This window comes from Paraburkholderia sediminicola (assembly GCF_046027355.1).
GTDB lineage: Bacteria > Pseudomonadota > Gammaproteobacteria > Burkholderiales > Burkholderiaceae > Paraburkholderia > Paraburkholderia sediminicola_B.
Map to the genome: position 1 here is coordinate 324706 of NZ_JAQQEK010000007.1, position 15816 is coordinate 340521.

General features: G+C 64.4%; 15 protein-coding genes. 8 read left to right on the top strand and 7 right to left on the bottom strand.

Features of this window, described 5'->3' with window-relative positions; all coding sequences use genetic code 11:
• Positions 1-2 precede the first annotated feature (2 nt).
• From PQR42_RS15215 to PQR42_RS15225, 3 genes are all read left to right on the top strand, one after another.
• Positions 3-179 carry a hypothetical protein gene (locus PQR42_RS15215; protein ID WP_408217158.1) on the top strand — a complete coding sequence of 59 codons (177 nt, stop codon included), beginning with the start codon at positions 3-5 and terminating at the stop codon, positions 177-179.
• A 45-nt stretch (positions 180-224) separates the two neighbouring features.
• Positions 225-677 carry a GDP-mannose mannosyl hydrolase gene (locus PQR42_RS15220; protein ID WP_408217233.1) on the top strand — a complete coding sequence of 151 codons (453 nt, stop codon included), beginning with the start codon at positions 225-227 and terminating at the stop codon, positions 675-677.
• Between the two features lie 131 nt (positions 678-808).
• Positions 809-3199 (top strand): RICIN domain-containing protein, encoded by a 2391-nt coding sequence (locus PQR42_RS15225; protein ID WP_408385230.1) that lies wholly within the window; start codon positions 809-811, stop codon positions 3197-3199.
• Between the two features lie 25 nt (positions 3200-3224).
• Here PQR42_RS15225 and PQR42_RS15230 read toward each other — a convergent pair whose 3' ends face one another.
• The gene (locus PQR42_RS15230; RefSeq protein ID WP_408217235.1) at positions 3225-4295 is read right to left on the bottom strand and encodes a glycosyltransferase family 4 protein; all 1071 of its coding nucleotides are present in this window, start codon (positions 4293-4295) and stop codon (positions 3225-3227) included.
• On the opposite strand from PQR42_RS15230, the gene PQR42_RS15235 reads away from it, so the two are divergent.
• Positions 4218-4385, top strand: coding sequence for a hypothetical protein (locus PQR42_RS15235; RefSeq protein WP_408217238.1), 168 nt, complete (start codon positions 4218-4220; stop codon positions 4383-4385). The genes PQR42_RS15230 and PQR42_RS15235 overlap by 78 nt on opposite strands.
• Before the next feature lie 761 nt (positions 4386-5146).
• On the opposite strand, the gene PQR42_RS15240 is transcribed toward PQR42_RS15235, so the two are convergent.
• Positions 5147-5596 (bottom strand): hypothetical protein, encoded by a 450-nt coding sequence (locus tag PQR42_RS15240; protein WP_408217163.1) that lies wholly within the window; start codon positions 5594-5596, stop codon positions 5147-5149.
• Here PQR42_RS15240 and PQR42_RS15245 point away from each other — a divergent pair.
• Both PQR42_RS15245 and PQR42_RS15250 read left to right on the top strand, forming a co-directional pair.
• Complete coding sequence (locus PQR42_RS15245; RefSeq protein WP_408217166.1) at positions 5565-7106, top strand: hypothetical protein; 1542 nt, start codon at positions 5565-5567, stop codon at positions 7104-7106. The genes PQR42_RS15240 and PQR42_RS15245 overlap by 32 nt on opposite strands.
• A gap of 136 nt (positions 7107-7242) precedes the next feature.
• Complete coding sequence (locus PQR42_RS15250; RefSeq protein WP_408385227.1) at positions 7243-7644, top strand: hypothetical protein; 402 nt, start codon at positions 7243-7245, stop codon at positions 7642-7644.
• 276 nt (positions 7645-7920) lie between these two features.
• Here PQR42_RS15250 and PQR42_RS15255 read toward each other — a convergent pair whose 3' ends face one another.
• From PQR42_RS15255 to PQR42_RS15270, 4 genes are all read right to left on the bottom strand, one after another.
• A complete protein-coding gene (locus PQR42_RS15255) occupies positions 7921-9405 on the bottom strand; it encodes an MFS transporter (RefSeq protein ID WP_408217171.1) in 1485 nt (494 codons plus the stop codon).
• Positions 9406-9503: 98 nt separating this feature from the next.
• Positions 9504-10742 (bottom strand): CaiB/BaiF CoA transferase family protein, encoded by a 1239-nt coding sequence (locus tag PQR42_RS15260; protein WP_408385225.1) that lies wholly within the window; start codon positions 10740-10742, stop codon positions 9504-9506.
• On the bottom strand, positions 10739-11716 hold the full coding sequence (locus PQR42_RS15265; protein ID WP_408385222.1) for a hydroxymethylglutaryl-CoA lyase: 978 nt from the start codon (positions 11714-11716) through the stop codon (positions 10739-10741). The genes PQR42_RS15260 and PQR42_RS15265 overlap by 4 nt, the downstream gene beginning before the upstream one ends.
• A 234-nt stretch (positions 11717-11950) precedes the next feature.
• Entirely contained in the window at positions 11951-12844 is an 894-nt protein-coding gene (locus PQR42_RS15270; protein WP_408385220.1) for a LysR family transcriptional regulator, read from the bottom strand.
• A 338-nt stretch (positions 12845-13182) separates the two neighbouring features.
• On the opposite strand from PQR42_RS15270, the gene PQR42_RS15275 reads away from it, so the two are divergent.
• Positions 13183-13830, top strand: coding sequence for a LysE family translocator (locus PQR42_RS15275; RefSeq protein WP_408217187.1), 648 nt, complete (start codon positions 13183-13185; stop codon positions 13828-13830).
• Between the two features lie 65 nt (positions 13831-13895).
• Here PQR42_RS15275 and PQR42_RS15280 read toward each other — a convergent pair whose 3' ends face one another.
• Positions 13896-14798, bottom strand: a complete 903-nt coding sequence (locus tag PQR42_RS15280; RefSeq protein ID WP_408385217.1) for a DMT family transporter — start codon at positions 14796-14798, stop codon at positions 13896-13898.
• Positions 14799-14861: 63 nt separating this feature from the next.
• On the opposite strand from PQR42_RS15280, the gene PQR42_RS15285 reads away from it, so the two are divergent.
• The gene (locus tag PQR42_RS15285; protein WP_408385214.1) at positions 14862-15794 is read left to right on the top strand and encodes a LysR substrate-binding domain-containing protein; all 933 of its coding nucleotides are present in this window, start codon (positions 14862-14864) and stop codon (positions 15792-15794) included.
• Positions 15795-15816 lie beyond the last annotated feature (22 nt).

The window sequence follows — 15816 nt, forward strand, 5'->3', positions numbered from 1 at the left end:
GCATGCCTATCAACACGCTGGAGCCGAACATGAACGGCCTTGCATGGATGATGCTGATACTGGCCGCGATGATCGGCGCGTTTCTCTTTGCGACGATCGGCGCGATCGTGCTCGCGCTTTTCCTGGCGAGCGTCTCAAGCCGCCTCACACGGCACGATGATCACCATCGCGATTACTAGCTGACCAGGCGCTCAGCCTGCGCGAGAACCGGGGAAGATGACATGCTGCTGACCGAGATCGATTTCCTGGACGTGGTCCGCCTCACGCCCCTCGTCGCATTCGATCTGATCGTCAGCGATGCTCAAGGGCGCGTGCTGATCGGCCGCCGCCGCAACCGCCCTGCCCGTGGCACATGGTTCGTTCCCGGCGGCCGCATCCATAAAGACGAAACACTCGACGCCGCGTTTGCGCGCATCGCCGACGCCGAACTGGGCATCGCGCAATTGGCGCGCTCGACGGCACGCTTCGAAGGCGTGTTCGAACATCACTACAGCGACAACTTCGCGGGCGAGCCGGACGTGTCGACGCATTACATCGTGCTCGCCTATTCGCTGACGCTCACGGGCACGGCGCCGCTCGGACGGCCGGAGCAGCACAGCGAATATCTGTGGCTTGCGCCTTCGGAACTGCTCGCGCGCGCGGACGTCCACGACAACACCAAAGCCTACTTCCGCTAACGCAGTCGCAAGCCGTCGCGCGGGCCTGAACTCGCGCCGGATCGCGATCTGCCGCTGACTGTGAGTTCGGTAACGTGCCGGCCAGGGCCGCTACAGTATGATGCGAGCTCACCGTCAGAGCTCGAATCACTATGCGACTATCGGCAACCCGGCTCGTTCGCGATTCATTCATAGCTTTTCTCGCGGTTCTCTTCTTCACCTTCCTGCCGGGCGCGGCGCACGCGGCCGATTGCGGCGCCGGCACGCTGGTCACCGTGGTCGCGCACCTCGACGACGATCTGCTTTTCGTCGACCCCGCCATCAGCGAGCGTCTCGACGCGGGCTGGTGCATCACCACGGTGCATCTGATCGGCGGTGCCAACGGCGCGGATTTCGCTTACGTTCAAACGCGCGAGCGGGCTTCGCGGCTCGCCTACGCGCGCATGGCGGGCGTGCCTGACGAGTGGCTCGAATCCAACGTGACGATCGCCGGCAAGCTCGTGCATCAAATGGTGCTGAAGGCAAAGCCGCAAGTGCGCCTGCTCGAGTTGCGCCTGCCCGGCGGCGCCGTGCGCGGCGGCCGCGTACCGCTCGGCCTGCTGTGGGAGCAGCACGCCACGATCTCCACTTATCCGATGAACGCGGACGGCTCCGTGCGCGTGAAATACGATCGCGACGCCTTGTCGGCCACGTTGAAAGTGATACTCGCGCAAGCGACGCTCATCTACACGCTGAATCCGGACACCGTGCCGTTTATCGAGCATCCCGATCATATCTATTCCGCGCGCATTACCCGCCACGTCGCCCAGACGCTCGGCAAAGGCGTGCCGATCGTCTACCACGTCACCTATCCGACCGGCGGCTGGCCCGGCAATCTTCCCGCCGCCGAAGTGCAGCGCAAGCGCGACATTGTCGCCAGCTATTTTTCGATCGACGGCAGCGAGTCGTCGCACGTATTCGGCGAGTTTCAATGGGACGGTAACTGGATTTCGCGGCGCTATGCGTTTGCCGATCGCACCGACCGCCGCGTGCCCGATTTTGTATCTCATCCGATTCAGCTCTTCAACGCGGCGGCGAGCCGCTGCCTGACCTCCGCGGGTCCAGGCCGCGCGCCGACACTCGCCGCGTGCACGGACTCGTCCACGCAGCAATGGCGATGGGATCCGCTGACCGTGTATCCCGGCAATACGCGCAACGCCGCGCTCGTGAGCGTCGCGACTTCGCAATGCATCGCCGAGCGCGACGGCTACCTGGTCGCCGAGACCTGCGATCAATGGGACGTGGCGCAGCGCTGGACGCCGTGGGACTTCGGCCTCGTCTATACGCCAATGCGGCATTGCCTCGGCGAAAACGACGGCAAGCTGACCATGCGCGGCTGCACCGCGCTCACCACCCGCTACCGCTGGGCCACCACGCAACGCACTCAGGCGAACGACCTGAGGCTCGCCACGGCGATGGTCGGTTACATCGCCGGCTCGGGCGAGCAATCCGCGGTGTATGTCCAGCGGCAACACGACGGTCCGGGATTCAACGTGTATGCCGCGTCGCTCGCGAAAGCGTCGCCGCCCGCGCTGTGGTACGCGGGCGCCGTCCCATTCGATCCTCAGGCTACCGCACCGAGCTGCGCCGGCGACAAACTGTGCTTCGACAGCGTGCGCTTCCTGCTCGGCGATTTCGACGGCGACGGCAAGGCGGATCTCATGGTCGTCGCCGCGCGCCAGGGTGGGACCGCATTCTGGTTGCTTCGCAGTGCTGGCGACCGCTTCGAGGCGCCGCGCCTCTGGCTGCAGACCAGCAATGCGTTCAAGCCGGAACTGACGCAGCAATATGTGGCGGCCGACTTCACGGGAGCGGGACGAGCCAGCGTGCTGATCGCGCAGAAGCGATCCGACAGCGGGCTCGATCTGTGGATGGCGTCTTCGCAAGGATCGGGCGTCTCAACGGGATCGGCGCCGGCGCTCTGGGCGCAGGCCAGGAATCTGCCGCAGAACGTCAATCTGCTGGCACGCGAAACGGCGGGCTCGCGCGCCTCGCTGGTCGCGGTGGACGGCGCCAACGGACGCCTCGCGCTCACGCCCATCGCCAACGAGGGCTCGCGCATGAGCGTCGGCGAGCGCAATGTCTTGCCGGCGAGCTTCGCCCCCGATTTCGTGAAGGTGACAATGGGCGCCGTGCATGGTCGCGATGGCAACACGTTGATTCTGCTGACGCCGCATCTGGACGAGTCGAGCGAAGAAGCCATGATCGACGTCGCCACGCTCGACCTGAGCGGCGCGGCAAGCGCGCCGGCCCAGGCGGCGACCTTGCACGACATGTCGTGGTCGGACGTGTTCCCTGAATTCGTGCGCGACAGACAGGGAGCCGCACTCGTGCTGTTTCGACGGACCGACGCGACCCTCGCCGATTTCTATTTCACCGGCGGCGCACCCGCGCTCACGCGCTATCCATCCGGGAACGGCATGGCGCTGGGCGAAGCTCAGGAACTCGGCAAACTGCCGGGGCTTTTCTCGGAGACAGTGCGAATCGACCGGCTCGCGCAATAACGCGGGCCGGCCGGTCCGCTAGACGTCAGGCCGAAACCTGGAGCGGGTGAACGAACTTCCGCGCGATCGTCATGTAACGATCCGCTGTGTCGCGCAGCGTGTAGCCGGCCAGTTGCCGGTTCGCACGCGGCGTGTCGAGTGCATACAGCAGCGCGCGGCCGTAGGCTTCCGGGTCGGTCGTATCGACCAGGTTGACGCCGGCAAAAGCGCTCGCAAAACCGAAAGAGGGAATCGGGCTCGCCACGATTGGAATACCGGACGCAAGCGCCTCGAGAAAACCAATGCTCTGCGCTTCGAAACGCGACGGCATCGCGAAGACACGCGAGGCGCGCAGGATCGCGGCGACGTCGGAACGCGGCCCGCCCACCGTCACCTTGCTTTCCAGGCCGAGCTGACGAACAAGCGACAGCACCGCCCTGTGATAGTCGAGATCTTCGACGACGCCGCAGAACAACAGACGCGCCTCCGGCTCCGATTGCAGCACGCGCTCGAACGCACGAATCGTGTCCAGTTGGCTCTTGCCTTCGATATAGCGGCCGAGCTGGACGATCTGCTTCGGGTGCATGCCGATATCCGGCACGACGGCGTCGTTGGCTTCCGAGAACAATTGCGCATCCACGCCATTCGGAATCACGACCATGGACGGATGCCGGCCAATCTCCCGAAGATAGTCGTCGATATTCTGCTGCGACACGCCGATGATCGCTCTCGCCCGTCGCGAGAGCAGACGTTCGGCCCGCTTGAGCGCGCCGTTCTCGAAGTCGTTGACGCCGGAATGCATCACCCACGCAATCGGCGTGTGGACCGGCAGAAGGCGTACATACAGCGCGGCAAGCGTGGCGTGAGCCACGATGAAGTCGGGCCGGAACCGCCGCACCACGCGGTACAGGTGCAGCAGCTTTCCCACCCTGCCGTAGCGAACCTCGGGAAACAGACACGTGACGCCCGCCGCCTGAAGTTCTGCGTGAATGGCGGCGAAATCGTCCTGCTCCGGGAGCAGCGATGTCATGCAGACCTCATGGCCACCGCGCTGATGATGAATGGCCAAACCTTTTACGAGTACTTCTGCCCCGGACAAGCGCGGTGCATGAACCAGTTGAAGAATCCTCACGATTTATCTCTCTGGATAACCGCCTTTTTTGCGCAGCGGAGGGATGCCGCCCCCGTTATTGCAGACGCAAAATAACGTCGGCATCCATCATCGTGTATGGCGCGTTCCCTTTCGCGGAACGCGTCAAAGTCTCAGTAAAACAGCGACAGTTCCGCTGCGAAGTCCATGTCGCGAGGAAACGTTACACCCAAGGTCCAGCACTTTTACGCCAACCCCAAGAGCTTTTCGGCTGCCTAATGAGCGCTAGCGCCCATTTCTCAGTCGATTGGCCGTGCCAGATAGTTAGGCATCCATTTCAAATTATTGCGACCCCAATTCGTCATGGCGGAAAAATACTGGTTTTGCCTGACGGATATTTTCATTCGATCAAAGCAATTAGTACTGCATCAATGTTCATACGTAACGACTCGTTACTTCTTTTAAACACACTAATGCGTATTGTTGCGGTCGATTCTTCCCAAATTGAGCTCTTCTGGCTTACAGGACAGTAAAAAGTTCATCGGCTAGCGCCGTGAATTCACGTACTGCGATCTGAATCGCGCTGTTCCTCAACACGCTGGCCGTTTTCGTCGTACCCTCCCCGGTCGTCCGATTCCGCCAAATCCGCTTCTGTCAGCGGTCTGGTTTCGTATGACAAGAGTTTCTCTGCAGAGAAATGCGTTCGGGGCCGACATCCCGGGAAGGCATCACCTTCGCGCCGCCGCAAAGCTGCGCACACAGGACGCCAGTGTCGAAGCCTCGGTCATCGGCTGGCTTGCACATGAACCCCGATGTTCGCTCCACCTCCCGACGCGCTTTGCGCGAGGACACGGACGAATCATCAGCCAACGCATTGCTTACAGATTGATGAAATCGCACCTACTCGCACTCTCGACACTCTCCCTCGCACTCGCCGCATGCGGCGGCGGTGGCGGCGGCAGCACCGCCGGCACGGCGGCTGCCCAGTCCAACGGCAACAGCAGCAGCTCGAACAGCTCGGCCGGCACGTCTGCCGCTAGCAACACCAGCACCGGCACCGTTGCGCTGAACGCCACAGGCGGCACCGCGGCCATGAGCTGCGCCTCGCCCACCACGTCGGCAGGCTCGGGCAGCGCGACGATCTCGGCCGATACGCCCAGCGCCGACGGCACGCGCATCTTCGCGGCCGGCAGCACCTTCCAGCTCGCCTTCAACACCAACGCGCCGAGCGCGGACACGCTGAACTGGGCCGTCACCGACACGCTCGGCCGCGTCGCCGCGAGCGGCAGCACCGCCGTGCCGAGCGGCGCGAAGACCATCACGTTCAATTGCACCTCGACGCTCGCCGGTTATTTCGCGGCGACGGGTACGCTCGCCAAGAACGGCGGCCAGTTGCCGCAAGCCGGCACGCGTCCGGTCGGCATCGCGAGCTTCGGCGTGACGCCGAACCTGTCCGGCGTCGTTCCGGCCGTCACCTATGCGCGCCAGGAACAGCATCGCTTCGGCATGCAGGGCGCGAACGACAACGGTCCGCTGCTCGCCGCGCTGGGCATTTCGTCGACGATCGACGACCGCCAACTCTCCACCATGGAACCGAACGGGCCGAACACGTTCAACCCGTCGGCCAGTAGTCTCGACTCGTTCTACAAGAACGGCAACGTGATGCGCCTGATCCGCCTCGACGGCATTCCCGCCTGGGCGAGCAGCACCGGCGCCTTCCAGGACGACACCACGCTGCCGACCGATATGTCGTACTACCAGAGCTATATGAGCCGTGTCGGCACCGAATCGAACGCGATTCGCGCCGCGTACTTCCCGACCCAGTCGGCGAACTACTATCAGGTGACGTGGGAACCGAACCAGATGTGGACCGACACCGACGCCAACTTCGTCGCGTTGTACAAAGCGGTCTACCAGGGCATTCATTCAACCGATCCGCACGCGATGGTGATGGGCCCGGCCGATGCCTTCCCGAGCCTGACCACGACGCACCTGAAACGCCTCGCGCCGCTCGGCTTCGGCCAATACATCGACGCGGTCGCCACGCACGGTTACTACGACGCGGGCACCTCGCCGTCGCATCCGCCTGAGCGCTACGACAGCGACCCGTCCACCGCCGACGGTTCGTTGCGCGGCCAGATGCGCAACCTGCGCACGGAAATGGCCACCGACTACCGCACCGGCATGCATCTGTTCTCGACGGAAGCGGGCATCAGCTACGACCTCGGCAGCTCGTACGGCCCGAACTATCCGACCGCGAACGTGCTGTACGCACAAGCGGCGGTCGCGGCGCGCATGCACATCATCACGCTCGGCGAAGGCGCGGATCAGACCTACGTGTTCTACGGCGCGGACTATCCGGATGAAGTCGGCTACGGCACCTTCTTCGACCTGAGCGATCCGCAGGGCGCGTTCGGCGCGAGCAACATCAGCCCGAAGCCGGTTGCCATGGCGATCAGCGCGATGACGCACACGCTCGACGGCACCACGACGCTCGGTCCGGTCAACGGCACGCCGACCGGCGTCTACGCCTACGCGTTCCAGCAGGTGGGCAACGGCGCGGTAGTCACCGCTTTGTGGGCGCACAACAACAACGTGTGGAGCGCGAGCGCCGGCTTCAGCTCGACCTATAGCGTCGCGTACAGCCTCAACGTCGACGCGCCGGGCACGAGCGGCACCGTGAAGGTGGTCGACATGATGGGCAACGCAACCAATGCGAACTACAGCAACGGCGTGCTGACGCTCAATCTGACCGAATCGCCGGTGTATGTGGTGTCGAACAACGCGTCGGTTGCCAAGGCCAACGCGACGACTCCGGTGGGATACGTCGGCATGTAAGTTGCGCGTTTGATGGACCCGAATTCGGGTACTGCGGCAGACATGAAAAACGTCAGCCGGCTCATGGGCCGGCTGACGTTATTTTTTGGGCGCTCAGAACAGGCAAGGCGAGTGAGGGCTCGAGTCGCGATCGTCGATGCTCGAACGGTTGAAAGCCGAATCGAACTCGCTTGAGTCGTACTTCACCGAACTCGAAAGCGAACTCAAGCGCGCCCACCTCAAACGTAACGTTGTGAGCAAAAAACTGGGCGTGCTCTCGGAACTTATCAAGGATGTCGACGCGCTACACGCGGAGTCCGCAGTAGCGGTGCAGACAGTGGCTGCCAGGCCGGAGATGGCGGCCGGTTACCGAGGCCGCTCCGCGAGGCCCACGCAAAAAACAGATATTCGCCGTCGCGTCCTTTACTCTCGTGGCGCTGGCGATTGCTTTCATCGCGCTGGAAAAAACCGGTCAGATTGCTTGCATGACTTGTGCGCCGGCCAGGCTGCTGGGCCTGATGTGAGCTTCGCCCGGACCACGGCCAGGCTAGCGCCTTAAAAACCAGAAACCCCAACATAAAGCACAAAACAGGCGCACACTACCTTATTGCTCCCGTGCGGAGCAAAAACCGCCAATTGGGGAGTCCATCATGGCAAAAGGTCAAATGCGCAGTAACCGCGAAGTCAAGAAACCGAAGCAGGCGAAGAAACCCCAACCCGCCACTTCGCCCTCAGGCGCGCCGCCGATCCGCATAGCACCGAACGTATCAGCGACCCAGAAGAAGCACTAAAGCGAGCGAGCCCGCCCACACAGGCGGGCATTCTCCTGGACCAACTACTTCGAAATATCCTCCAACGCCACGTCTCGCGTCTTCGGCCCAAGCGTCCCGATGGCCAGCATCACCACCGCCATCGCTCCGGAAATAAACACGAACACGCCGTCCACGCCGAAGCGGCTCAAACATCCCGCGATCACGAACGCGGAGAACATCGCCGAAATCCGGCTCCACGAATAAACGAATCCCACTGCCCGCGCCCGGATGCTGGTCGGAAACAACTCGGCCTGATACGCGTGATAGCTATACGAAATAATATTTCCCGCTAGCACGAGACATACACCCAGGCTCACCAGCAACACCGTCTCGCGCGCCTGGCTGAACGCCAGCCCGCACACCACATTCACACCCGCCATGCAGATGATCACCGTCTTGCGCTCGAAGCGGTCGGCAATCAGCAATCCCAGCAACGGCCCAAGCGGCGCCGCAATCGCGATGATGCTCGCGTACATCAGACTCGTCGTCACCGTAATGCCCTGTTTGATCAGCAAGGTCGGAATCCAGTTCGCGAAGCCGTAATAGCCCATTGTCTGGAACACGTGGAAGACGATCAGCATCAGCGTGCGCTTGCGATACGGCGGCACCAGCAGATCGCGAAACGCCGCCCGTGCGCGCACCGGTTCGGGCAAGGCCGGTTCCGGCAACGGTCGTCCGTATTCGCGCGCCACGCGTGCTTCGAGCCGCGTCATGATCGCGTCCGCTTCGTCGATGCGGCCTTTCTGCGCGAGCCAGCGTGGGCTCTCCGGCAAACGCAGACGGATCCACCACACCACGATCGCGCCGACCACGCCGGTCAGCACGACCAGACGCCAGCCATCCAGACCGAAGTAGCGATGCGGCACCAGCAGATACGAGAGAAACGCGACGATCGGCACCGCGCAAAAGCCGACTGCTTGCGAACATGCCGACGCACGTCCGCGCACATGTTTCGGCACGAGTTCGGAGATATACGTGCCAATGGTGACGATCTCCACGCCAATGCCGATCCCCGCGATGAAACGCCACAGATTGAGTCCGAGCGCCGTGTCCTGAAACGCCATGATGATGTTGGCCGCCGTGTACCAGAGCAGCGACCACGTGAAGATCGCGCGCCGGCCAAAACGGTCGGCGAGAAAGCCGCACGCCGCCGTGCCGATAAACAGGCCCGCGAACAATGCCGCAATGAAACTCGCCACGCCGCTGGTGCCGAACAGACCGTGCGTGGTCGCGGTGAGAATGCCGCTGCGCACGAGTCCCGGTGCGATGTAGCCGGAGAACATCAGGTCGTACAGTTCGAAAAAGAGCCCGAGGCTCAACAGCATCACCAGCTTCCAGATCGAACGTGTGGCCGGCAGGCGGTCGAGCCGCGCGGAAATCCGCGCGCCATCGAGCGCGATGTCGTCCGCGCGGCCGCCAGCCGACGCATCCGCGCCGGACGGCAATCCGCCGAGTGCGCCGGCATCGCCGACCGCCGTTGCATATACCGCATGATTCGACGATTTCATCGTCTGTCTCCGTTGTCCGGTCTTGCGCCGGATGAGATTGATTTGACTGCGTTCGATGTATCGAGCGCCGCGCTCAGGCAGCGGCCTCAAGCGCGACCTCACGCGGCTTCGCGCGGCGCCTGATTCGAGCTGCCGCCCAGCGCCGCGATCTGTGCTTCGTCGTAGCCCAGATCGCGCAGCACTTGCGCGGTGTGCTCGCCGATCTTCGCGATCGGTTGACGCGGTTGCAGACGCGCGCCGTCGAGTGAAATCGGCAGCAACGGCATGCTGGTTTCGCTGCCGTCGTCGAGTGTCAGGCGAGCAAGACCGCCGCTCTCGTTCAGATGCGGATCGTCGAATAGCTCTTCGGGTTTCGTGATCGACGCGAACGGAATGTGGTCGCGCTCGAACTGCGGCACCAGCGTCGCGCCGTCGAACTGGCTCAGCGTTTCGCCGAGCGTTTTCAGCAGCCATTCGCGCGCCAGCACGCGGTCGTTGTTGGTGGTGAGGCGCGGGTCGGCCAACAGATCCGCGCGACCGAGAATCGCGCACAGCGCGCGCCACTGTCCGTCGCCGGTCGCGGCAATGAACATCTGCTCGTTGTTGGCGAGCGTGAACACGTCGTACACGGCCCATGCGCTGATGCGCTCGGGCATCGGCGCCGCGGGCACACCGGTCGCGGCGAACTGCTGCATGTGCTGCGCGGACAGCAGCACGCAGTTCTCGAACAGCGCGCTCTGCACTTCCTTGCCGCGTCCGCTCGCATGCCGTTCGTGCAACGCGGCGAGCACGCCGATCGCGCCGAACATGCCGCCCATGATGTCGTTGACCGAACTGCCCGCGCGCAGCGGACGGCCCACCGGTCCGGTCATGTAGGCGAGGCCGGCCATCATCTGCACGACCTCATCGAGCGCGAGACGGTGTTCATACGGACCGTTCAGGAAGCCCTTGTGCGAGACGTAGATGAGCTTCGGATTTCGCTCGCGCAGCGACGCGTAATCGAGACCGAGGCTCGCCATGCGGCCCGGTTTGAAGTTCTCGACGAACACGTCCGCGGTGTCGACCAGCTTGTGCAGCGCGGCCAGTCCGGCTTCGCTATCGAGGTCGAGTGCCACGCTCTTCTTGTTGCGATTGAAGGTGCGGAAAAAGCCCGCGCCGGTGCCGAGCAAACGGCGCGTGCCGTCGCCGCGCGGCGGCTCGACCTTGATCACTTCGGCGCCGAGATCGCCGAGAATCATCCCGCAGGTCGGGCCCATCACCATATGCGACAACTCGATCACGCGAATGCCCGCGAGCGGCAGCGCGCCCGGCTGCGGCACGGAAGAAGCAGCGGCTGAAGTAGAGGAAAGCGGATTCATTGCAGTACCTGCGAGTCGGAGGATTCGAAACGTTGACGGGCGGCGCTGAACTGCTTCGGCAAGCCGGCGCGTGCCAGATAGCCGTAGAGCGGTTCGCCGGGCAAGGCGTCGGCGAGCACGGCGCGCGACGCGAGCAGACGGTCGAGGTCGATGCCGGTCGCGTAGCCCATGCTGTCGAGCATGAACACTAGGTCTTCGGTGTTGACGTTGCCGGTCGCGCCCGGCGCATGCGGACAGCCGCCGAGGCCGGCCAGCGACGCGTCGAATTCGCGGATGCCGTGTTGCAGCGCGACCAGCGTGTTGGCGAGACCGAGGCCGCGCGTGTCGTGGAAATGCAGCGAGCGCAGCTTGCCGCCCGCCACGTCGCGCACCAGCTCGATGATCTCGCCGACCTGGCGCGGCGTCGCTTCGCCGGTAGTGTCGCCGAGCGCGATCACATCGGCGCCCGCTTGCACCGCGGCGCGGGCGATCGCGGCGATATCCGCGTACGGCACCGCACCTTGCAGCGTGCAGCCGAAGACCGTCGACAAACCGGCGATCAGTTCGACGCGCCGCGCGTCGGCATGCGCCGCGCCGTCGATCAACTCGCGCATTGCCGCGAACGCCTCGATCATTTGTGAAGGCGTCTTGCGCACGTTCGCGAGGCTATGCGCGGCGCTCACCGAAATCGGCGCGACGATCCGATGCACGCCGGCTTCGAGCGCGCGTTGCGCGCCCTTCAGATTCGGCACCAGCGCAGTCACGATCAGATCGTCGTAGGTGAGCGCGTGGGCGATGACTTCGTCGGCGTCGGCCATCTGCGGCAGCAGCTTCGCCGGCACGAAGGAGGCGACTTCCATATGGCGCACGCCGGCGGCATAGGCGGCGTCGATCCAACGCCGTTTGAACGCGGTGGGCATCGTGCGGGCGATGCTTTGCAGACCGTCTCGCATACCGACTTCGGTCACGACGACGCGCTCCTGGGTATCACTCATGGTCTTGAATCCCGGTCTTGAATGCCGCGGAGAATGCGGGGAAGGAAGCAACTGAGTGACAGCGTGCCCGCGCATCGGCGCGCGGGAAAGTCTGCGTTGGCGACGCACTCCATCGCCGCTCGCGATGGCGGCTCAGGCAAGCGGGACGGACGTGAGCCGTCGCAAAGGGAAAACGCTTAAGGGCTTTTCAGAGGGTGTGACGGAAAAATCGCGACGCGGTTTTTAGACTCGGCCTCAGACCGCGTTCAGCAGATGATCGAGCAGATGCGACGCCGCGAGCGTCAGCGCCTGACGGTCACGCATGCAAATCACGAAGCGCCGTTCGGCCCAGGCTTCGTGCAAGGGCACGGCCATGATGCCGTATTCATCGGCGGCGTGACGGGGCAGCGCTTCGCGCGGCAGGATCGCGACGGCGAGGCCGGCCTGGATGAAACGATAGGCGGCATCGAACGTCGACACGTAGGTGCGATAGTTGAGCTCGCGGCCCTTCTCCACCGCGATGCGCTGCATCAGCGCATTCACCGACGCATTCGATGAGAGTCCGAGGTGGTCAAAGGCCAGCGTCTGCTCGAAGCTGATCGAGGCCTCGCCCGCCAGCGGATGGTCGCGCGGCACGATCAGCGCGAGATGATCGGCGCGATAGGGCAGCGTGTCGAGACTGCCCATCGGCACGACGTCGCGGCAGATGCCGAGATCGGCGACGCCCTCTTCCAGACCTCGCACGATTTCCGCGCTCACGCGCTCTTCAACGTCCACGCGAATCCGCGGGTTCGCCTTCAGAAACGCCGAGAGCGCCTCGGGCAGAAACTCCACCATCGACGACACGTTCGCCAGCACCCGCACATGGCCGCGCGCGCCGGCCGCGTATTCGCTGAGTTCGGCCTGCAAGCGTTCGTGGCCGCGCATGATGAGCCGCGCGTGCCGCAGCAACGCCTCGCCGGCGGCGGTCGCGCGCACGCCGCGCTGGCTGCGCGAGAGCAACGCGACATCGACCAGCGCCTCGAGATCCGCGAGCCGTTTGCTGACCGCCGACGGCGCGATGAACTCCCGTTCGGCCGCGCGCGCGATCGTGCCTTCCTCGCAGACGGCAATGAACAAGCGCAAGGTGACCTGATCGATCTGCCACATGAGCGGGCGTGCTCCCTAGGTTCGAAGTGGGAAAATTATGCCCCACGATGACGGCGGCTGAGGCCGTCTCAGGGTATCCACCGCGGGAGTTGCTGGGGTTGCTGGGGTTGCTGGGTTGCTTGAACTGCTCGAGCCGAGCGGGCCGCTTGGGCCGCATGGATCACTTGGCCGCTTGGGCTGCTCGAACCGCTTGAACCGCGTGAACCGCCTGAACCTGCGATCACGCCTGCACTTGCCCGACTTTTCCGGTCTGGCTATGCTGAGGACCTTGCCGGCCGCGAGTATCTCCTCAACATGCGAATCGCGGCACGAACCAGAACAATCGACCAAAGATAGCCATGTCCACCACCAGTCTCTTCCTCACCGCCGCGGGCGTCGGCCTCGCGATCGCCGCGCCGGTCGGCCCGATGGGCATGCTGTGCATCCGTCGCACGCTGACCGGCGGTCCGCGCGCCGGGCTCGCCATCGGCTTCGGCATCGCAACCGGCGACGCCGCCTATGGTCTGATCGCGGCGCTCGGCCTCGTCAGCATCTCGCAGTTCATGCTCGCGTACGACCGGCCCTTGCATCTGCTCGCGGGGTTGTTCCTGTTGTATCTGGGCGTGCGTACGCTGCTGCAGAAAGCACCCGCCGACGCTGCAAACGGCGGCGACCAGGACAACGGCAAGCTCGCGCAAGTGGGCCGCGCCGGCGCGCTGCGCGCCTATGCGAGTTCATTGCTGCTCACGCTGACCAATCCGCAAACGGTCATCATGTTCGCCGCGCTGTTCACAACGCTTGCGCCGCGTGGCGCGTTTTCATCGAGCATTGCACTGACCACCGTGGGCGGCGTGTTTTGCGGCTCGATCGCGTGGTGGTGTTTCCTCGTGACGGTGGTGTCGCTCGCGCGCCATGCAATCGGCAGCAAACTGCGTGTTGCCATCGACCGGATCGTCGGATTCACGCTGGCGGCGTTCGGCGTCGTGGAAATTCGCCGGGCACTTTGAACGGGCGTCGCCGCACCACGCCACGTGCTAGCGCCGCGATTGCATCGGCGGCTGTGGCCTCAGTCTCACGAGCGCCCGCGCAACGCCACCACCACCACTCCTGCAATCGCCAGCAAGCCACCGCATAGCGTCGCGAGCCCCGGACGCTCGCCGGTCAGCAGCGCGGACAAGGCTGTCGCCACGGCGGGCGTCAGATAGAGAAAATTGGCCGCGCGCGCCGCGCCGAAATGACCGAGCGCGAAGGTCCACGTCGCATAACCGAGCGCCGCCGGAAACACACCGAGCACTAGCACGGCCTGCAGCGTGCCGTGCGGCGCGCCGACGAGCGAATGCAACGCGCCCGGCAGCCAGGGCGTTAGCAGCAGCGCTCCGGCCAGTAAGGTGTAGGCGGTGCAGGTCAGCGCGCCGTAGACCGGAATCAGACGCCGCTGCAGCACGAAGTAACTCGCGGAACACAGCGCGGCGCCAAGAATCAAGGTACTGCCCGCACCGAGCGTCAGGCCGCCCGGCTGCCCGCGCGCAATCACGGCGATACCCGCCAGGCTTATCAGCGACCCGAGCCATCCCCATCGGTTGAAACGCTCGCCGAGCACCGCGGCCGCCAGCAGCGCCGTAAAAATCGGCAGCGTATTGACGATGAAACTCGCCGCACCCGCGGCCACGGTCTTTTCACCGGTATTGAGCAGCGCGTTGTAGAGCGCGATACCGAGAAAACCGCACAAAGCGAAGCGCAGGCTGTCGGACCATGTCGGCAGACGCGGCCGCCGGTAGGCGAGCCACGCGAGCACCAGCAGCGCCGCGGTAGCGAATCGCGCCGACGCCAGTTGCAAAGGCGGCAAGCCCTGCAAGCCGATGCGAATGAATGGAAAAGCGGATGCCCACGACACAATCGTGAAGGCAACCGCCCCCGCCGCCAACAGCGGCTGACGCGCAAAGCGCGAGGGACGAGGCGAAGTCAGTGTATTCATGCCACGATCGTGCCTTGGCATGAGCTGCTAAGCTAGAACACAAATGAACACCGTGATGTGAATATGGCTCACACCTTGCCACCCGCCGCGTCCGCGCGGCCGCCGCTCGCCAGCCTCGAAACCGTCTGTCACGTGGCCCGCGAAGGCTCGTTCCTCGCCGCCGCGGAAGCCGCCGGCCTCACGCACGGCGCGATTAGCCGACGAGTCGCCGCGGTTGAAAACTGGCTTGGCATGACGCTGTTCGAACGCCATGCGCGCGGCGTGCGGCTGACACCGGACGGGCAGCGTTTTGTCGGCCGGATCGAGCAGGCTTTCGGCATTATCGACAGCGCGGCGGACCAATGGCGCTCGCCGCGCAGCCCGCAACTGGTCAAGCTAAGCGTGGTGCCCGCGTTCGCCAAGCTGTGGTTCTTCGAGCGCCAGGCGGCGTTCGAAACCGAGGCGCCGGCGCTGCGTATCCAGCTCGACATCGGCCACCGCAACGTGGACATCGTCAGCGGCGACGCGGACCTGGCCATCCGCTACGGGCGCGGCAACTGGCGTCAGCTCGAGGTCAAGCCGTTCCTGCCGGAGAAACTGTATCCGGTGGCGCATCCCGCACTGGCCGCGCAACTGGCGAAGCAGCGGCATAAGCGCGGCGACGCGGCGCTGCTGGATTTGCCGCTGCTGCACGACTCGGATGTGACAGGCTGGCGCGCATGGTTCGATGCGCTGGACATGCCGTTGAAACCTCGCGCGCAGGACCGGCGCTTCGAAGACTACACGCTGGTGCTGGCCGCCGCGGAAGCGGGTCTCGGCGTGGCGCTGGCCCGCGTGCCGCTCGCCGACGCCTATCTGCAGCGCAGCGGCCTCGTGCGTGTGAGCCGCCATGAAGTCGCCTCGCCGCTCACCTACTACTTCGTTCATGCGAAAGGCGAGAGCCGGCCCGAGGTGCTGGCGTTGATTGACCGTATGCAGACCGCTTCGTACGCAAACGCGGCAGTTTTGCGACAATAGCGGCTTTCGCCGCGCCACGGCG